The 20,149-nt window shown below is 31.8% G+C and carries 13 protein-coding genes; 4 read left to right on the top strand and 9 right to left on the bottom strand.

Annotated features, from left to right (window positions below; genetic code table 11):
- The 6 genes from QZ260_RS05640 to QZ260_RS05665 all read right to left on the bottom strand — a co-directional run.
- The coding region (locus QZ260_RS05640; protein ID WP_295983750.1) for an MBL fold metallo-hydrolase at positions 1-732 on the bottom strand (732 nt) is incomplete at its 3' end.
- 178 nt (positions 733-910) lie between these two features.
- On the bottom strand, positions 911-2,836 hold the full coding sequence (locus tag QZ260_RS05645) for an OmpA family protein (protein ID WP_295983752.1): 1,926 nt from the start codon (positions 2,834-2,836) through the stop codon (positions 911-913).
- A gap of 65 nt (positions 2,837-2,901) precedes the next feature.
- Positions 2,902-4,893, bottom strand: a complete 1,992-nt coding sequence (locus QZ260_RS05650; RefSeq protein ID WP_295983755.1) for an OmpA family protein — start codon at positions 4,891-4,893, stop codon at positions 2,902-2,904.
- Between the two features lie 13 nt (positions 4,894-4,906).
- On the bottom strand, positions 4,907-5,833 hold the full coding sequence (locus QZ260_RS05655) for a type IX secretion system membrane protein PorP/SprF (protein WP_295983757.1): 927 nt from the start codon (positions 5,831-5,833) through the stop codon (positions 4,907-4,909).
- A gap of 11 nt (positions 5,834-5,844) precedes the next feature.
- The gene (locus tag QZ260_RS05660) at positions 5,845-11,313 is read right to left on the bottom strand and encodes a gliding motility-associated C-terminal domain-containing protein (protein ID WP_295983759.1); all 5,469 of its coding nucleotides are present in this window, start codon (positions 11,311-11,313) and stop codon (positions 5,845-5,847) included.
- 31 nt (positions 11,314-11,344) lie between these two features.
- Positions 11,345-11,866 carry a hypothetical protein gene (locus QZ260_RS05665; protein WP_295983763.1) on the bottom strand — a complete coding sequence of 174 codons (522 nt, stop codon included), beginning with the start codon at positions 11,864-11,866 and terminating at the stop codon, positions 11,345-11,347.
- A gap of 613 nt (positions 11,867-12,479) precedes the next feature.
- On the opposite strand from QZ260_RS05665, the gene QZ260_RS05670 reads away from it, so the two are divergent.
- The 4 genes from QZ260_RS05670 (at position 12,480) to QZ260_RS05685 (ending at position 16,841) form a co-directional block, all read left to right on the top strand.
- Positions 12,480-12,968, top strand: a complete 489-nt coding sequence (locus QZ260_RS05670; protein WP_295983765.1) for a histidine phosphatase family protein — start codon at positions 12,480-12,482, stop codon at positions 12,966-12,968.
- A 106-nt stretch (positions 12,969-13,074) separates the two neighbouring features.
- The gene (ppk1, locus tag QZ260_RS05675) at positions 13,075-15,141 is read left to right on the top strand and encodes a polyphosphate kinase 1 (RefSeq protein WP_295983767.1); all 2,067 of its coding nucleotides are present in this window, start codon (positions 13,075-13,077) and stop codon (positions 15,139-15,141) included.
- A 1-nt stretch (position 15,142) separates the two neighbouring features.
- Positions 15,143-16,048: an exopolyphosphatase gene (locus tag QZ260_RS05680; protein WP_295983770.1), complete on the top strand. Its 906-nt coding sequence runs from the start codon at positions 15,143-15,145 to the stop codon at positions 16,046-16,048.
- A 190-nt stretch (positions 16,049-16,238) separates the two neighbouring features.
- Positions 16,239-16,841 carry a porin family protein gene (locus tag QZ260_RS05685; RefSeq protein ID WP_295983773.1) on the top strand — a complete coding sequence of 201 codons (603 nt, stop codon included), beginning with the start codon at positions 16,239-16,241 and terminating at the stop codon, positions 16,839-16,841.
- Here QZ260_RS05685 and QZ260_RS05690 read toward each other — a convergent pair.
- The 3 genes from QZ260_RS05690 to dnaX are packed head-to-tail and all read right to left on the bottom strand — an operon-like array spanning position 16,838 to position 19,720.
- On the bottom strand, positions 16,838-17,419 hold the full coding sequence (locus tag QZ260_RS05690) for a tRNA-(ms[2]io[6]A)-hydroxylase (RefSeq protein ID WP_295983774.1): 582 nt from the start codon (positions 17,417-17,419) through the stop codon (positions 16,838-16,840). The genes QZ260_RS05685 and QZ260_RS05690 overlap by 4 nt on opposite strands.
- Before the next feature lie 2 nt (positions 17,420-17,421).
- Positions 17,422-17,985 (bottom strand): hypothetical protein, encoded by a 564-nt coding sequence (locus tag QZ260_RS05695; protein ID WP_295983776.1) that lies wholly within the window; start codon positions 17,983-17,985, stop codon positions 17,422-17,424.
- Between the two features lie 10 nt (positions 17,986-17,995).
- Positions 17,996-19,720, bottom strand: coding sequence for a DNA polymerase III subunit gamma/tau (gene dnaX, locus QZ260_RS05700; protein WP_295983779.1), 1,725 nt, complete (start codon positions 19,718-19,720; stop codon positions 17,996-17,998).
- Positions 19,721-20,149: the final 429 nt, after the last annotated feature.

The following is a 20,149-nucleotide window of genomic DNA, read 5'->3' on the forward strand; positions in this document are numbered from 1 at the left end:
GAATGCATAATCTACTTTTTTTATTTCATCAAGAATAACTTTATCCCATTTATCCCACTTATCGATATCTGGAATAAATAAAGCACTTTTATTTGGCCCTATAATTTTATAACCCACCGTTTCAGAATATTCATCTCTATGAGGAACTAAAAACGGAATAACTTGAATTTTATCAGATAGTTGTATGGGTTTTTCATTTTCTATTTCTATTATATTGATATTTTTTCTTTCTACAAGTAAGTTCCAAGGCCCATTATTAATTAGAAATTTTTTCATTTTTGGCATAGCATAAACCGGTATGTTTTGGGCATCCATAGCTTCCTTACCTAAAAACATTAACCCCGTATAATGACCAATATGGGCGTGAGTTAAAAATATACCATCTGCTATTTCTTTATTACTTAGCTTTTCATAGCTAGTAAGCATTTTCATTTGTTGCGCTATGTCGGGAGTGGCTTCAAATAAATAAGTTTTATTATTTGGGGTATCAATTAACCCTAATGAAATTATTTGTCTATCATTATTTTGATTTTTAAATAGATCGATACAACATGATTTATTGCACCCAATTTGCGGGGAACCGGCATCTTGAATAGTCCCTAGTATGACTATTGAAGTATTATTTATATTTAATTCTTTAGTCTTTTGTTCTTCAAGAGTATTTATTGAAGGTTTTTTGTTTGAACAAGAAAACATAATAACGATCAAAAAAAGGATGCTGTATTTTTTCATTTTTTTACTTCTAATTTGTCTTAATCGATTACAATTATTAGTGATGTTGCTATGCATCTAATTTAGGCATAAATTAGATGTTGTATTCAGTTCTAATTTTTTAAATTCATTTTTAATAAAAAAACCACCAAAAGTAAATTTCTTTTAGTGGTTTAATAATAATTGTGTTGGTTTTATTTTATTTCATTTTGACAATAATAAATTGAGTGCGTCTGTTTGATTGATGCTGCTCTTCAGAGCATTTTGAAGTACTATTACAGTCATTAGTTAATCTTTCTTCCCCATACCCTATATAATCTACAATTCTAGCAGAATTAACACCTTTTTCAACTAAGTATTTATAGGTTTCATTTGCTCTTTCTTGAGAAAGCTTATAATTATAATCAGCAGGACCTCTAGAATCTGAATATGACTCAATTTCAATTGTCATGTTAGGATATACATTCAACATGGTGTTTACAATGCTATCCAATTCTTGTATATTTTGATTTCTAATTTCAGAACTATTATAACCAAAGTTAATGTCAGGAAAATTTATTAATACTGTAGTTTCTAATTCTTTTGCTTTTGGTTGCAATGAAAAGTCCGTAGGAATCACTTTTACGTTTCTATCTATACTTTTTGAGGATATGATATTTGTATAAGCCTCGTAACCATCTCTATTAACTTTAACGGTATAGTCTGTATCTCTATTAATGTTAATAGAATAGTGTCCGTCATTATCAGTTTGACATGTAGCAATTTCATTATTATTTGTGTCAAGCAGCTTAACCACAGCATTACTCATGGGGTTATTGCTAATATTATCAAAAACAGTTCCGTCAAGGTTTAATGGAAGAATTCTATCATAAGCATAAATATCATCACTACCAACACCACCATGTCTATTGGATGCGAAATACCCAGATAATCCATCTTCACTCATAAAAAAGGAAAAATCGTCTTTACTAGAATTTACTGGAGTCCCTAAATTAATAACACTAATAATGTTGCTATTTTTTTCTGAAACTGTACCAAAAATATCTAATAAGCCTAATCCCGGGTGACCATCAGAGGAGAAGAAAAGAGCTCCTTCACTATTAATAAAAGGGAATCTTTCGTTTTTATCTGTATTAACCAAGCTTCCAAGATTTTTTGGTTTTCCGTAAGAACCCTTATTAATATCAACATAATAAATATCAGACCCACCAAAGCCACCAGACCTATCTGAAGCAAAATACAGTTTTGATTCGTCTTCGCTTAATGCTGGGTGACCGTTTGAATAATGATTGCTGTTAAAAGGGAGTTCTTCAATATTTGTCCATTTATCTTCAACTAACAACGCTTTGTATATTTTTAAATTTGAAACACCTTCATTGTTTCTTCCTAAAACATTTTTTATAAAATCAGTTCTAGAAAAATACATGGTTTTACCATCTTTAGTTAAAGTTATTGGGCCATCATGGTATATAGAGTTTACTTGTCCTTTTATTTTAGATTTACCAGTTACGATACTATCATTAGAATTTTTATCAATCACATAAATATTAAGAAAGGGTTCTTCATCCCAACCGTTTATATGTTTTTTTAAATGACCTTTATCTCTTGATGATGTGAAGTAAATATTACTATCATGCTCAAAGGCACCAAAATCACTAAACTTTGAATTGAATTTAATTTCCTTTAAAAAGTACTGTTTCTTAGCGTTGAAAATAGAGTTTAAAAAATCTGAATCTTTTAAATACTTTTGTTCTTTAATATTTCCGCCAGCATCTTTAAACTGTTTCATCCATAAACGGGACGCTTCATAATCCTTAACACCACGTAATACTTGTGAATAATTATAATAGTATTTAATAGGAACGTTGTTTTGTTTTACTGCTTTTTTATAATATACAACGGCACTGTCTGGGTTTCTCAAGTAAGCATAACTATCAGCTAATTGCCTGGTCGCATAATCAGTGTTAAAACCCTCATTAATTAATTCGTGATAAGCACCAATAGCTTGAAAAAAAGCAAAATTATTAAATAAATTATCTGCTCTTTTTTGGATATCATTTTGTGCAAAAGCACAGATAGTGATGAGCAAAGCGATACCTGTTGTTATGTCGTTTTTTAATTTCATTTGGGGTCTTATTTCATTAAAAAATCTTATAATATATGTCTATATGCAATTAGGTTTTGCGTGATCTATTCCATTTGCACTACAATAAATTGTGTACGTCTGTTTAATTGATGTTTCGCTTCATCGCAAGCTACACCATCAGCGCATTCATTTATTAACCTGCGTTCTCCATAACCTTTATATTCTGTAATGTTTGATGAGTTTACACCTTTAGATATTAAATAGTTATAGGTTGATTTAGCTCTATTAGTTGATAAGATGTCATTGTATTCAAAAGTTCCGCGAGAATCTGTATGAGCTTCAATTCGAATAACCATTTCAGGGTAGTCATCCGTCATCAGTTTTACTATTTTATCTAACTCAAGGGCATATTCCTTACGAATATTAAACTTTTCGAAATCAAAATAAATAGGTTTAAGTTGCGCATTTTTTACAGATGTAGAATCGTTTCCCATCAAGTTGTTTTCGTAATCTAAATTGTTGGTATTTAATTCAGCTAGTTTAACAACATTTTGTACTGGGTTTAATAGTAAATTCCCAGTAATGGTAATCAATTCAGTTTGAATATTTTTTGAGGTGAATTCTCTATAATCTTCAATGTACTTATCCTGATTAGCAACTATTTTATAATCTTTATTTCTATCAATATTTATTTGATAATAACCATTTTCATCTGTTTCCATATAGGCCACTTGATTACCTTGGTCATCAAATAAAGTTATTTTTGCTGCTACTATAGGGTTGGTATTTATAGCGTCAGTTACAACACCCTCGACATGAAGAACTGGTTCTCTGTGGAATGCATAAATATCATCACTACCAAGACCTCCTTGGCGATTTGAGGCAAAATATCCCGTTATACCATTTTGATTCATGGTAAAGGCAAAGTCATCTTTATTCGAGTTAACAGGTACTCCTAAGTTTATTACATCTGCGATGCTTACTTCATCATCACCTTTTATGGTTGCAAAGATATCTAGCAAGCCTAAACCTGTATGTCCATCAGAAGAAAAGAATAAAACACCTTCATTATTTACAAAAGGGAATCCTTCTGCACTTTCTGTGTTGATAATATCTCCTAAGTTTTGAATATTCCCAAGTGTTCCGTCTTGAGCTATATCTACAGTCCAAATATCAGACCCACCTATAGTTCCTGGTCTATCAGAAGTGAAATATAATTTAGTATCATCAGTATTAAGAGCTGCGTGTTGGGTTGAAAAATTATCACCATTTATAGAAAGATCTTCAACATTCGTCCATAAACTATCAACAAATGTCGCACGGTAGATTTTCATATTGGTTAACCCTTTTTTATCCTTTATTTCAATATTATCTTTGAAATTATTTCTTGAGAAGTACATGGTTTTTCCATCCTTTGTGATGGTAACCGGACCATCATGATAAATGGAGTTTACATCACCGGGTAGTTTTGCTGTATGGTCAACATTGCTTTTAGAACCAGCTTTAGTAACATATATATCTAAAAAAGGTTGTTCGTTCCATCCATATAATCGCTTTATCGCAACGCCTTCATCACGAGCGGAAGCAAAATATACTTTTCCGTCATGTTCAATGGCTCCAAAATCACTATACTTAGAGTTGAAGCGAACTCTGTCCAAAAAATATTGTTGTTTTGCGCCAAATACGCTGGTTATAAAATTAATATCTTTTGAAAAATCATTGGCATTAACAACACCACCAGAATCTTTATAACGTTTAAGCCAAATTTGAGATTCATCATATTTTTTCATTCCACGAAGTGATTGTGCATACTTGTAATAGTACTCCAATGGGACATTTTTCTGCTTAACAACACTTTTATAAAATCTTGAAGCATTTCTTGGATCTCTTAGAAACGCATAACTGTCTGCAAGCTTTCTTGTAGCATAGTCTCTGTTATAGTTATCTTGAAGAAGTTCTGTATAAAGTTTTGCAGCTTTTACAAAAGAAAACTTATTGAATAATGTATCAGCTCTTTTTTGCTTTCCTTGTTGAGAAAACACTGAAAAACTAAGCATAAACGCAACACAAACTAATATGTAATTTTTAGTATTCATAGACAAATTTGTATTAGAAATATCTAGGTGATTTTAATTTAGAACTCAAGAATTTAAACTCATACATAAGAAGTATTTCATGCGTTCCTGTAGTATAGTCTGCAATTTCAGATATTGGTTTTTCATAAGCGTAACCAATTCGTAATTGTCTAGATACTTGAAAATCTACAATACCACCAATAGCAGCAGTTTGTTCATTAATTCTATATGAAGCACCTAACCAAAGTTTTTCGTTAAATAAAAAATTTCCAGTTAAGTCATATGATATAGGAGCACCATTAGTAGCTTTAATTAAAGCCGCTGGTTTAAACTTTATACTTTTTGTTACATCAATTACACCACCAGCTGTAAAATAGTAACTTATACGATCTAATGCTTCAAAATCATTTGCGTTATTGGCATCATTATTTAATATTCTTGGAGCAGATAAACTAGCATAAATCTTATTTGTACTCCAATAAACACCAGCACCAATATTTGGAGCCCATCTATCTTCTGTTCCATAAATTAGTGGGTCATTTTGATTGTCTTCATTTAGACGAAAATCTGTATCAAAACTAAACTGTGTAAATCCACCTTTTAAACCAAATGCTAACTTTCCATCTTTGCCTGTTGGAATACTATATGAAAAATCACCGTATACATAGGTAAAATTTTGGGGCCCTAAATCATCTTCAATAAACGACAAACCTATGCCTATCCTATCATTTCTAAGCGGAGTGTGTATGGACAGTGTTTGTGTAATAGGACCTCCCTTAAATCCAACCCATTGGCTTCGATGTAATCCAACTATACTTAAAGCCTCTCTACTTCCTGCATAAGCTGGATTTATTGAGATTGTGTTGTACATATACTGTGTGAATTGCGGTAATTGTTGCGCAACCCCTACCGTACAGCTTAACAACGCAATAGCGATTATATTATGTTTTAAAAGTTTCATAGGTTAAGATATTATTTTGTTCCTAAATAAACTGGACCTGTTAATGGGTTCAATCCACTGTTTCTTAAATTAATGATATAGTAATAGGTTCCGTTTGGTAATTGTCCATTGTTCCCGATAGATGATCTAGGTGATGATCCATTCCAATCTCCAAAGACACCAGATCCCGATTTTAAACTACCCAAGGTATAATCGTTAGACTCAAACACAAGAGCTCCCCAACGGTTGAATATTTTTATTTCAGCAACAAAACCACATAAATCTATGCCCTGAATATCAAACGATTCATTAAAACCATCTCCATTTGGTGTTATTGCAGTTGAAATACTAATATCCTTTTCACCACAAGGTAAAACTCTACATTTGGCATCAACAACCATAATTACATCAGTAATATTTATACACCCGCTTTGGAATCCTGTATATCTTAATACATATTGAATTCCATCAGTATTAGGATTAAACTCTTCGGAATATGCAGAATCTAAATTAGTAGGGTCAAAAATACTACCGTTTATAGTTGCTATTGTGCTACCTTCAATAATTTCCCAGGTACCACCAAAAACATCATCTGCTAAGAAATTATCTAAGTTCAAAACACCTTCATCAAAACATCTGTCTTCAGCAACAACTTCATTTAAAACTTCATCAAGTGATACATTTAATGTTTGAGTATATACCTCTTCATTATTACAAGCATCTCTAACTGTCCAAGTTCTTATAATTTGATAATCTGTAATTACATTTTCGTCAAATGAATTTGTCTCATCAAAAACAACAATTACATTTGAAGAACAGTTATCGGTAAACTCTACCTCGGGTGCATCAGGAATATCGGTACAACTTACATCAAGTGTTGTTTCAAAAGTTGATGTAGGTACTGGTGCAGTTGTATCTTGTACGTTTATAACCTGAGTATGGGTAGTTGTTAATCCACAATCATCAGTAGCAACCCAAGTACGAGCAATTGAATAATTTGAAGGACAATTTCCATTAGTTCTTACGTCACTTACTGTTACTAGGGCATCGCCACAATTATCAGTAGCCGTTAAACTAGTTACATCAGGTATTGCATCACATTCAACAGTTGTATCTCTTGGTAAAGATTCTACAAATGTTGGAGGCGTAGTATCTTGAATAATTATATTTTGAGTATGTGTAGTTGTTAATCCACAAACATCAGTAGCTACCCAAGTACGAACTATAGTATAGCTGTTAGGGCAATTTCCATCAGTTCGTGAATCACTAACTGATACAGTAGCTGAATCACAGCTATCCGTAGCTGTTAACGTTTCTGCTACAGGGATAGCGTCACATTCAACTACGATATTTGTATTAGGTAATGTCTCAACAAAAACAGGAGGTGTACTGTCTTGTACTGTAATTATTTGAACGTGAGTATTAGTAACACCACATTCATCCGTAGCTGTATAAGAGCGCGTTATTATGTAGTTATTAGGACAATTCCCGTCTGTTCTAACGTCATTCACAGTTACTGTTGCAATACCGCAATTATCTGTTGCTGTTAAAATTTCTTGAGCAGGTATACCGTCGCATTCTACTACTAAGTCTGCTGGAAGCGTAGTTTGATCAAAATCTGGAGCAGTTGTATCAGCTGTTGATATGATTTGATTCGCACTAACTGTGTTTCCACATGCATCAGTAGCAGTCCAAGTACGAGTGATTGTGAAATTACCGGAACAAGTGCCGTCCACAATAACATCGTTAAAAGTTACGATAGGATTTGCATCACAATTATCAGTAGCAGTTGCAGTACCAAAAGCTATAGGCGTTAAGTCATCACTACATTCAGCAGTTATATTAGCTGGTAATGTAAGTTCTGGAGCTGTGTTGTCTTCAACAGTAACAGTTTGAGTATTAGTAATAGATACTCCACAGATATTTGTTGCTGTCCAAGTTCTTAAAATAGAATATGCATTAGGACATGATCCATTTGTGATAGTTTCATTAAAAATCACATCTAAATTGCCACATGAATTTGAAACAGTAAGTGCTTCTGCATCTGGAATAACATCACATTCTACCGTTATATCAGAAGGTAATGTGCTTTGATTAAATGTTGGAGCATCAGGTTGTGTAAATGTATACATTGCACTTACATTTGTAGTGCTACATAAGTCACTTATGCTCCAAGTGATTTCTATAGAACCTCCAATACAGAAATCTATAGATTGCGCAACAAAATCATTTGTTACAGTCGATGAACACCCACCACTAAAACTATCATTAACTCTAGTTGTTTCATTAGTTACCCAAGTGGCAATGGCAAAATCAAGATTACTTTGAGCAGCTGTTAAATCAGAAGTTCCAAAGTCACATGCGTCGGATGTATCGTCAGCAGGATTGGTATAAGTAATATCAATAGGAGCTGTTAAATTAAAGTCCGCAGTTTCCGTAATGGTTTGACATAAATCAGTAATGGTCCAAGTAATGGTAGTTGCACCACCATCACATAAAACAGGAATAGCCGCCGCAGCACTATTATTAGTTAATACGGGTGAACAACCGTTAGCAATAGAAAAAGCAGCAGTTTGAGCAGCTACCCAATTGTTAAAGGCAGTATCTACTTCACTCTGAGTTGTATAATCACAGGCGTCAGATGTATCGTCCGCAGGATTAGTATAAGTAATTGCAGTAGGAGCAGTAACCGTATATAAAGCTGACTTATTAATGGTTTCACAAATATCATCAATAGTCCAGTTGATTGTAATACTACCACCAGTACATAAATCTAGAGATTGATTCGTAAAATCGTTAGTAACAGTAGGAGAACCTCCTGTAAGAGTATTAATTATAATATTAGTTTGATTATTAACCCATGTAGCGATATCGGCATCTAAATCTGATTGCGCAACAGTAATATCATCATTATCAAAATCACATGCATTAGTATTTCTACTAGAAGGCTCTGTAAAGCTTATACCGTCAGGTTGTGTAAATGTATATGTAGCACTGAAATTAATAGTTTCACATAAATCCGTAATAGTCCAAGTAACGGTGATACTATCAGAAGCACAGAACGAAATAGATTGATTTATGTAATCATTGGTAATAACAGGGTTACAACCATCAGTTACACTTCCGTTAACTGTTGCATTTTGAGTTGCTAACCAAGCAGCAATATCAGCATCTAAATTTGCTTGTGCAATAGTTGCATCAGGATCATAAAACTCAGAAGCATTTGAAGCATCACTCGCCGGAGCTGTATAAGTAATCGCTACTGGAGCCGTAACCGTAAAGTCGGCAGTTTCCGTAATGGTTTGACATAAATCCGTAATGGTCCAAGTAATAGTGGTTGCACCACCATCACATAACACAGGGATAGAAGCCGTAGCACTATCATTAGTTAATAAAGGCGAACATCCATTAGCAATAGAAAACGCAGCAGTTTGTGCATCTACCCAATTATTAAAGGCGGTATCTAAGTTACTCTGAGCCACATAATCACAAGCATCAGAGATATTATCACTCGGAGCCGTATATGTAATTGCTATAGGCGAAATTGTAATAATTTGTGTAACATTTATTGAGTTATTACAGTCATCAGTAACACTATAGGTTCTAGTAATAGTTTCTGGACACGTATTTCCATCGGATACATCCGATACAAAAGCAACGATAGGAGTTCCTTGGTTATCCGCTTCATCCGTAACTACGGTTATATCAAAAGCAGGCACATCATCCATACATTCTACGTTAATAGATGTAGGATTACTTGCTGTTGGTGGTTCATTAACATAATTATTAAAATTAATTGGAATTTCAAGTGGTGCAATAATAGGTTCTCCTTCACATATACCATTCGTTTCATATCCTTGAATTAAATTAAAATCGAAATCTTCGCCCGATGTTTCTCCAGTTCCACTAATCATTCCTAAAAGAGTAACATACGGATAAAAATCAGAGTCGTTTAACGTGGCACAATCAGTTGTAACGTTATAGTTAAAATTTATTTCAGCAATAACATCATCCGGATTATTTGGTAAAGGAAGCGTACCCATATTCCAAACAATAGTTCCATTATTTCCAGCGGTTGCAGGCAGTATTGTTGGAGGTGAAGAATTAACCAAAGGAGAATAAATTGGGTTCACACTTTCAGTAAAAGTCAAATTGGCTGGATCTACCGAAAGCGGTATCGGAATAGTAAGGGTTGTATTTTTTGTTGCTTCAGTACCTGTGTTTTTTATATCTATTTTAAAACCTGCAGATTGACCAGGGACTAAAGACGTGTTTGTTGATGTGTTTTCAACAATAATTTCAGTTTCTGGCACATACGAATCTACAGAAAACGTTACATTAAAAATCACATAAGTATCTTGACTAGTACCATATTGAAAGGAGGTAGAAGTTTGTTCATTAGTTATATATCTATTATAGTCTAGATCACCTTCAAGATTACTACCATTGTCTATTTTAAACATGGCTATATCAACCCCAGTATTATTTACTAAATCCGGATTCCTAATATTTCCTTCAGTATTAATGGATGAATTAAAAAAGTTAGTAGGTGTATTAGCACTATGGCTTAAAGATTCATATAAACTATTAGTTCTGTTTAATATTCCAAAAGTGTCTCCGGAAACTCCTACATCGCCTTCACCTGCCATAACACCAAGTTTAATATTTATATAACCGTTTTCCGAAGTTTTAAAACCGTCAATATCAAAGGTGTAATTGGTGCTTGTTCCTGCAGCTCCCTCTCTTCGCACAAAAGCATGACCATCAAAAACGGTTACATCTCTCCAATTCATTTTAGAATTTTCATAAACAACAACCATTCCCCATCCACCGTAATAACCGGAGTTTCCTCCATCACCTTCTAGTGTTGCAATATCAGCAACAAAATATTCTCCTAATCCGTTAGCTACAACATAATCAGTTATTTCAGCATATGCAGAGTATATATTATCATCGAGACCAGAAGGAAAATAAATGTTTTTATTTAAATCGGTTGTAGTAGTCGCGACAACGTCTTGGTAAACACCTGTAATTCCTTTTTTTAGTTGAACCTTACGTTTATCAAATTCTTTTGTATCTGTACCATTTGTTACTGTAAATATTTCATCAGTACCCGCTCTACCTGTCCAATATAATCCTGCATAAATAATGTTGGAGCAATCAGGAATAGCATTATTTTCCTCCGAAAAAGATAACGTTGCCGAAGATGAATTCCAAGTATTAGGATCTCCATCAATATCAACATAAACCATAGCAGCATTATTATTTGCCGTGGCTGAATAATTCTGTAAAGTAAGATTTGTATTACCCATCATGGTAAAATCCCCTTTTATTGTATAAATGGTAGTTGCTGGAGTAGCACTTGCGGTTCTTGGTGCAAAAGGCACTCTTACCTGACTATAACTATTTATAAGTCCGCCTAAAAACAAAACAACAAAAGCCATAAATTTTATGGACCGTTTATTATTCGCTGATGTTTTATTAATGTATAGTTTTTCCATTTGGTAATCTTTTAAATTGATTTGAGGCTGCTTAAGATGGTTTTTCTGCATTATAGAAAACCCTTACGGAAGGATTAACCTTAACAAAATTTTCAATATCCTTTTTTTGACATTTAAAGCTACATTTTATAAAAACATATTTTAAATGACTCATTTCTGTTAGCGCTGTTAAATCAAATGATTTTTTAAGTTCATTAATTGAGTTAACCTCAACAATTATTATTTTGGCAGATTTATATTTATTCTCATTACTTTTTAAGAACTCAAATGATTTAGTGTCAATCATAGTTACTTTCGAAATTAAACCTTTACCATAAACATTTTTTTCCAAATTATTTTCTATGTAAACAGCGGTTCCTAAATTAAGGGCAAGATTATAAAACTCTGTTCTACTTTTTGAATTCTTTTTATTATTTGGTTTTTTTTGCTTTTCGGTTTTTGATGAGATTTCGAAAATATTTTTTTCCTGAGAGACCGCACTTTCTATGGATAAAAAGTAAATAAACACCACAAATAAACAGGTGCAAAATTTTAAAGTTGATTTATTTTTCATGATATAAGTAATGTTATTTATATATAAACTTCATTTAATATAATCCAGAGAAACACTGGCTACAACCAGTAACTAATGTTAACGGGTAATAAAAAGTAATAAAAGAAAATTAGAGGGAAGTAATTTTGATGGGTGAGCATTATTGCCTAACAATGCCTTATTTAGTTTAGAAATTAGATTCGGGGTCATAATTTTAAATTTACTGTAGGTATAACAAAAAAACATTAATCTTTTTAATTGGCCAAATATAGGTGATAAATCGCTTTTAAAGTCGATTAACAGATAAAATAAGTATTTTATCGTCATAATATGTCTTTTGTCGTGTATTTTATTTTTATAAATCATTAAGTAATTGATAATTAATACTTTATTTTTTGAGTTAAATTGATTATTTTTTTACTGTGTAAAAATATAATCTACAGTTTAATTGACCTTCTTAGGTGGTACATTTGATTGCATCACATCATTTATTTTATAAATTACTGGATTTCAATATTTTAATTTTTTAAGTTTCAATTAATGTTGTATTTATGTGTTTTAATCCTACAAATAAATTGAATTTTATTGAATAAAACAACATTTAATCGATAAAAAATGCATTTAATCGAATACTATGAAAAAATTAGTTTTAATAAGACATGCAAAATCATCGTGGGAATATGATGTAACAGATCATCAAAGACCTCTTAAAAAGAGAGGGTTTAAAGATGCTTACATGGTTTCTAACTTCTTTAAAAATAATAGTTTAACAGCTGATTTTATTATTTCTAGTGATGCTATACGTGCAAAAACTACGGCAGAAATTTTTATATCAAACTTAAATATTGATGAAAGTATAGTGAGATTTACTCATGATTTGTACGATTTTTCGGGAGAAAGTCTTGTGCGAGTTATTAAATCTTGTGATGATATAATTAATACACTTATGGTTTTTGGGCATAATCATGCCTTAACAGATTTTGTTAATACCTTCGGCGATAAATATATAGATAATGTTCCCACTAGTGGCTTAGTTATTATTGAATTTGATATTGACAATTGGAAAGGCTTAAAACTAGGAAAGACTTATTACACCTTATTTCCAAGAGACCTAAAATCCTAAGCAATAATAAAAAATTAAATTTTATTATTGCTTCAGGTTTTAAAAAACTAATATTCTACTTAAATATAATATATTTGTTTTTGTAGTAAACTTTAATAAAAATTTAATGACAAAACCAGAGGTTTCAAACAATAATAGTTACATAAATAGAGAGATTAGTTGGTTACAGTTTAACGGCAGAGTACTACAAGAAGCTTCAGATGAGACGGTACCCTTAATAGAACGTTTGCGCTTTTTAGGGATTTTCTCAAATAACCTTGATGAATTTTTTAAGGTTAGGTATGCTACAGTTAAAAGAATTGTTGATGCAGGAAAAGGCGGTAAAAATCAATTAGGAGGAATTAAAGCTAAAGAACTTCTTGAAATTATTACTCAAACGGTCATTAAACAGCAAAGTGAAAGTTTAGATATATTAAAAAGTATCAAGTCTAAATTAGAAAAAGAAAATATTTATATCATTGATGAGACTCAAATAGATAGCAGTCAACACGATTTTATTAAGCGTTATTTTATTCAAAATGTAAGTCCAGCTCTTGTTACCATTATTTTAAATGATTTAGTTGTTCTTCCCAATTTAAAGGATAGTGCAGCTTATTTAGCAGTTAGATTAGTTATATCTAATGATGAAAGGCAATATGCATTAATTGAAATACCAAAAAATATAAATAGATTTATAGAATTACCGAAACAAGGCGATAAAAACTATATCATTATGATAGACGATTTATTACGTTATTGTTTGGGTGATATCTTCAATATTTTTGACTATGATAGTATTTCAGCCCATATGATCAAAATAACTCGAGATGCTGAGTTAGATTTTGAAAGTGATTTAAGCAAAAGTTTTATAGATAAATTATCTGCTAGTGTTAAAGACAGGCAACTAGGAGAACCTCTTCGTTTTGTTTATGATAAAACAATTCATAGTGAAACCTTAGAGTATTTAATGTCGAAAATGGGTATTGATACTACTGATAGCATTATACCTGGTGGACGGTATCATAATAGGCGAGACTATATGAAGTTTCCTAGTTTAGGTAGAACAGATTTATTATATGATAAAATTGAGGCTTTACCTATAAAAGGACTTAGTTTAGAAGCGAGTATTTTCGAAGCCATTGCGAAAAAAGATTACCTACTATATGCACCTTACCAGACATTTTCATATATCGTTAAGTTTTTGCGAGAGGCTGCTTTAGACCCAAAAGTAAAGACTATAAAAATCACTATATACAGGCTTGCCGAAATTTCTCATATCGCAAGTTCTCTTATAAATGCTGCTATTAATGGTAAAGCCGTTACCGTTTCAATTGAGCTTCGTGCTCGTTTTGATGAGCAAGCTAATATTGATTATGCTCAACAAATGGAAGATGAAGGTGTAAACCTGATTTTTGGTGTTCAAGGTTTAAAAGTGCATAGCAAAATGTGTGTTATTGAAAGGGAAGAAGATGAAAAATTGAAACGATATGGTTTTATAAGCACAGGTAATTTTAACGAATCAACAGCAAAAATCTATACAGATCATACACTTTTTACTTCAAATCAAAAGATTTTAAAGGATGTAAACAAAATATTTAGTTTCTTTCAAATTAATTATAAAATGTATCAATACAAGCATCTTATAACCTCGCCTCACTATACGCAATCTTCGGTTTTTAGATTAATTGATAATGAAATTGAAAATGTTAAAGCTGGAAAAGAAGGTTTTATTCGATTAAAAATGAATAGTATTTCAAGCTATAACATGATTGATAAATTGTATGAAGCCAGTAGAGCAGGGGTTAAAATACAAATGATTGTAAGAGGTGTTTGCTCTTTAATACCTGGTGTAAAAGGCATGAGTGAAAATATTGAAGTCATAAGTATTGTTGATAAATTTTTAGAACATTCTCGAATATATATATTTGGTAAGAATGGTAACCAAAAGGTTTATATTTCATCGGCGGATTGGATGACTAGAAATATTGAAAATAGAGTAGAGGTTAGTTGCCCTATTTATGATGAAGATATTAAGAAAGAAATTCTTGATGGGTTTAATTTATCTTGGAATGACAATGTAAAAGCGCGACTTATAAACACGGCTATAGAAAATGAATATAAAATTGATGACAAGGAAAAAGTAAGATCGCAATTTGCTATGTATGATTATTATTTAAAAAAGTTAGAAAACTAAGATGCTCTCAATAAAAAAATATGCAGCTATAGATATAGGCTCAAATGCTGTAAGACTACTTATTTCAAACATCATTGAACAAAAAGGTAAACCGGTGCAGTTTAAAAAAAATTCGCTTGTTCGTGTACCAATTCGTTTAGGGGCAGATGTTTTTATTAAGAATAAAATATCAAAAGAAAATACACAACGGATACTTGATACCATGCTAGCTTTTAAACTGCTAATGAAATCACATAAGGTTGTTAAATATAAAGCTTGTGCTACTTCAGCAATGCGAGAGTCTGCTAATGGTAAAAAAATAGTGGATTTAGTTTTAGAGCATGCAGGCATAAATATTGATGTTATTGGTGGAGAAGATGAGGCTGCTATAATTGCTGCTACTGATTTGAACAAATATATAGACCCAAATAAAACGTATTTATACGTTGATGTTGGTGGAGGAAGTACTGAGTTTACGGTTATTAATCAAGGAAAACAAGCAGTTTCAAGATCGTTTAAAATTGGAACCGTTCGTTTATTGAATGATATGGTTAAAAAAGAAACATGGCAGGAATTACAAGAATGGATTGGAAAGCATTCAAAAGGATACCATAAAATTGATGTTATAGGCTCTGGTGGAAATATCAATAAAATCTTTAAAGTGTCTGGGAAAACTATGGGTAAACCACTGACTTATTTTTATATGACATCATATTATAATATGCTTCAAACCTATTCTTATGAAGAGCGTATAACCGAACTAGATTTGAATCAAGATAGGGCAGATGTTATTATTCCAGCAATGAGAATTTATCTTTCTGCTATGAAATGGAGCGGTGCCAAAAACATCTATGTTCCAAAAATAGGACTTGCCGATGGTATCATTAAAAGTATTTATTATGATACAGTTACGAGCAATACACAGTAATATTCTGCAGTTTGGCTTGTATAATTGTAATTTTTTAAATTTATAATATATCTTCGTATTTGCGTAATTACTATTAATAATAACCCAAATCTATTAATATTGAAATAAGCCTCAAGTTTTATGTTACTTCCAACTTAAATATCTTTTGGCAAATTACATCTGATAGATTAAACTAAATAACAATAAACAGATGAAAAGATTATTACTTTTAACAGTACTACTTGGTTTTTCATTTCAAGGATTTTCTCAAGATAATAATAAAGTAAAAGCTACTGAAAAAGTTAAGGACACTTCAGACGTTCAAGAAAAATGGTCCGCTTCTAATGGCATAAAGTATGGTATTAGGACAGGTTACACTATTTCGCATTTAGATTTTGATGGCACACCCATTTTGGATAACAAGCATAGAAACAGTTTATATATTGGTTTCTTGGCAAATATTGGTCTATCAAGAACGTTATCATTAGTTCCAGAAATACAGTTTTCTGCTGAAGGTGCTAATGCAGAACCTTTACATCTAGATTATATCCAAATGCCTATTTTATTCAGATTTAGATTTAGTGAAAAGTTTCATGTGGGCCTCGGTCCACAAATAGGATTGAAAGTTCACAAAACTGATGATGGGATGAAAAACATAGCGTATTCAGCCGTTATCGGTGCTGACTATAAAATTAACTATGCCATTTTTTTAGATGTTAGATATAACTACGGTATTAAAAACGTTTTTGATGAAGTATCAGGAATTGTTGCAAAAAATAGAAATATCCAATTAGGTGTCGGTTATAAATTTTAACCGTGGATAGCCTCGCCTGTTCCTAAATTACTTATAATTTTACTCTCATATTCAAGAAGTTGTCGCCATTTGGTATCAACTTCTTTTTTTTCGCCATATTGCCTAGCAAACCCTAAAAACATAGTGTAATGGTTTGCCTCACTTACCATAAGGTTTCTATAAAAATCAGCTAATTCTTTGTCTTCTAATTCTTCTGAAAGTAATCTAAAACGTTCACAGCTTCTAGCTTCAATTAGCGCTGCGTATAACAAGCGATGAACCAGTTGTGTTGTTCTGCTTCCTCCCTTAGGAAAAAACTTAAGGAGTTGAATCACATAATCATCCCGTCTATCACGACCTAAAGTCCAACCACGGCCTATAATTTTGTCATGAACCATTTTAAAATGGCTTATTTCTTCTTTTACTAATGCGACCATTTCTTGAACCAACTCAGTATACTCAGGAAAACTTACTATAAGTGAAATGGCTGTACTTGTTGCTTTTTGTTCACAAAAGGCATGATCAGTAAGTATTTCTTCTATATTTTTTTCAACAATGTTCACCCAACGTGGGTCTGTTGGTAATTTTAATCCTAGCATGGTTAATGAATTGATTCTGTGATAATTTCTTCTGTAGTTTTATTTCCTTCTTTGTCTATAATAATTTTATACTCTTTGCAGTCTTCCGATTCGATGAGGCAGAAAAAAGCAATAATAGATACATGCTCTGTATCGGCATTTGTGTCTTCTAAACTAAAGCCTCCTAATAAAGCATCATTCCAAAACTGGGTATCTTCATCTTTTCTAAAATTGGATTTACTAAAATATTCGTCAATAATTAATTTTTCATTATAGAATATTTCTAGCTTATTTGTGTAATTTCTATAGTAGTATTTATAATGAACGGTGTCAATAATAATTTCATTTAAAACATTTTGTTTCATGTTCGTAAATGTTTTTATTTTAACATGAAAGCCAGTATTTAAAATAGTATCCGTTTCTACTTCTTCATAAACTTCGGGAAAGTATTTAATAATTTCAGTTGACTTAATAGAATCTTTAAATTTAGTTATTGATTCTTTTAGCGTATCATTTTTATTTTTTCTACCATCACAGTTAAAAAATGTAATAGTTATTATAAAAAACAAAACAATTAACTTATTCATAAATAGTTATTTAAACATCTAGATCGAACGTTTTTCTTAAAATATCAATATTTGGATTTTTTTCTTTTAATTTTTCAAATTTATCAGCAGCTGTGTACGCATATTGCTTTTCCATAACTTCATTAATAGTTATAGATAAACTGATATCATAATTACTTAATGTTTTTCTTACATAGGATAATAGATCATATTGCTGGCGTTCTACTTCCACTTTATTTGTCGCATTTGGAAATTCTAAATGTATGATTGAGCCTTTAACTTTTGGCGTATCAATGGCTAAAATTGAAGCTAAATTATGTTTTCCATCTTTTCTTAGCTTTTCAATAAAAGTATTCCAAGCGGTTATGAGTTCTTTTTCAGTAAATGGCTGTGTTGGCAAGTTTTCTTCATCAACCACTACATCCATTTGTTTGATGAGATGGTCTTTTTTTGCTTTTATACTTTTTAAAGAAAGTCCTGATGCACGTTTTGATTCTTGTTTTAAAATAATCTTTGGTGGCTCTTTAACTTGAAATTGTTCAACAACGTCAAGAATCTTTTCTTCAGACTCAGATTTGTTTTCAGTTGAAGGAAGCAGGTTGTTTTTTGTTTCCGGAATTTTTACAGGAATAGGTGTAATACCTTTTTTTCTGAAGTAAGAAGCTGGAATTATGTAATGTTTGCTATTTTTTTTTTCTCCATCATGAGTGATGGAGGCAAGTTGCATAAGGCATAATTCAACAAGTAAGCGCTGATTTTTACTTGTTTTGTATTTCAGGTCACAATCGTTAGCAAGATTTATACCTTGCATGAGAAACTCTTGTGAGGCTTTTTGTGACTGTTCTAAATACTTTGTTTTGGTTCGATCGCCCACCTCTAGTAACTCAATAGTTTCTGGCGTTTTACTAACTAGCAAATCTCTAAAGTGAGATGCTAATCCGGCTATGAAATGATGCCCATCAAAACCTTTTGAAAGGGTATTGTTAAACTGAAGTAATAAATCAGGAATTTTATTTTCTAAAATAAGGTCGGTACTAGTAAAATAGGTTTCATAATCAAGAACATTTAAATTCTCGGTAACCGCCTTTCTCGTTAGGTTTTTACCTGAAAAACTTACAACTCTATCAAAAATAGAAAGTGCGTCACGCATGGCACCATCTGCTTTTTGAGCAATGATGTGTAATGCATCGTCTTCTGCTGTAATGCCCTGTTCTGAGGCTATAAATTTTAAATATTCCTTAGCATCTGTAACTGTAATACGCTTAAAATCAAAAATTTGACAACGCGATAAAATGGTTGGAATAATTTTATGCTTTTCGGTGGTTGCCAAAATGAAAATACAGTGCTTTGGAGGCTCTTCTAAGGTTTTAAGAAACGCATTAAAAGCAGCTTGAGACAACATGTGTACCTCGTCAATAATATATACTTTGTATTTTCCAACTTGTGGTGGAATACGAACTTGATCGGTTAAGCTTCTAATGTCATCTACAGAATTGTTAGAAGCTGCATCAAGTTCAAAAATGTTAAATGCGAAATCTTCGTCACTAGTTTCAGAACCGTCGCTATTAATCATTTTAGCCAAAATACGTGCACAGGTTGTTTTACCAACGCCACGAGGCCCTGTAAATAATAAGGCTTGAGCTAGATGATTATTATCAATAGCATTTAGTAAAGTGTTTGTAATGGCTTGTTGCCCAACGACGTCTTTAAACGTTTGGGGTCTGTATTTTCGAGCCGATACAACAAAATGTTCCATTGATAATTCTTAAGATAACAAAGTTAAAAATTCAGTTAAGAATTTGGAATTTTGAACTAGGAATTTAAAAGGAGTTATTAACAAAAGTAAACGGTTTGTAAGATTAAATTTTTATTGCCTTTATCAGAATAAAAAAATATTCTCGTTTAACAACCGATATACAAAAGCCTTAAACGGCCTCTTTATAAAAACTAACCTTTCTAATTAATACCTAAGCTTGCAATAGCGTTAAGGATTGCAACGGCATCCTTTTTAAAAACAAAAGGAAACTAAGACTTTGTGATAGATAAAATTTGACAAATTTTAACGTAACTCGCCGCTCTTCATGTTATTTTAAAAAGATATAGTGGAAAGCCTGACCCTTTTTTATGGGAACGCCCAAATGTTTAAATATATTTAGATTTTGGAATTTGTTTATTGTAATTTTGT

The organism is uncultured Algibacter sp. (assembly GCF_905480415.1).
Classification (GTDB): Bacteria; Bacteroidota; Bacteroidia; order Flavobacteriales; family Flavobacteriaceae; genus Algibacter_B.

What these genes read in the sequence shown, in the direction of transcription:
- QZ260_RS05680 (WP_295983770.1), top strand. Translation starts at nt 15,143, where the DNA reads ATGCTCTCAATAAAAAAATATGCAGCTATAGATATAGGCTCAAATGCT.
- ppk1 (WP_295983767.1), top strand. Translation starts at nt 13,075, where the DNA reads ATGACAAAACCAGAGGTTTCAAACAATAATAGTTACATAAATAGAGAG.
- QZ260_RS05665 (WP_295983763.1), bottom strand. Translation starts at nt 11,866, where the DNA reads ATGAAAAATAAATCAACTTTAAAATTTTGCACCTGTTTATTTGTGGTG.
- QZ260_RS05660 (WP_295983759.1), bottom strand. Translation starts at nt 11,313, where the DNA reads ATGGAAAAACTATACATTAATAAAACATCAGCGAATAATAAACGGTCC.
- QZ260_RS05685 (WP_295983773.1), top strand. Translation starts at nt 16,239, where the DNA reads ATGAAAAGATTATTACTTTTAACAGTACTACTTGGTTTTTCATTTCAA.
- QZ260_RS05655 (WP_295983757.1), bottom strand. Translation starts at nt 5,833, where the DNA reads ATGAAACTTTTAAAACATAATATAATCGCTATTGCGTTGTTAAGCTGT.
- QZ260_RS05650 (WP_295983755.1), bottom strand. Translation starts at nt 4,893, where the DNA reads ATGAATACTAAAAATTACATATTAGTTTGTGTTGCGTTTATGCTTAGT.
- QZ260_RS05690 (WP_295983774.1), bottom strand. Translation starts at nt 17,419, where the DNA reads ATGCTAGGATTAAAATTACCAACAGACCCACGTTGGGTGAACATTGTT.
- QZ260_RS05645 (WP_295983752.1), bottom strand. Translation starts at nt 2,836, where the DNA reads ATGAAATTAAAAAACGACATAACAACAGGTATCGCTTTGCTCATCACT.
- QZ260_RS05695 (WP_295983776.1), bottom strand. Translation starts at nt 17,985, where the DNA reads ATGAATAAGTTAATTGTTTTGTTTTTTATAATAACTATTACATTTTTT.
- QZ260_RS05670 (WP_295983765.1), top strand. Translation starts at nt 12,480, where the DNA reads ATGAAAAAATTAGTTTTAATAAGACATGCAAAATCATCGTGGGAATAT.
- dnaX (WP_295983779.1), bottom strand. Translation starts at nt 19,720, where the DNA reads ATGGAACATTTTGTTGTATCGGCTCGAAAATACAGACCCCAAACGTTT.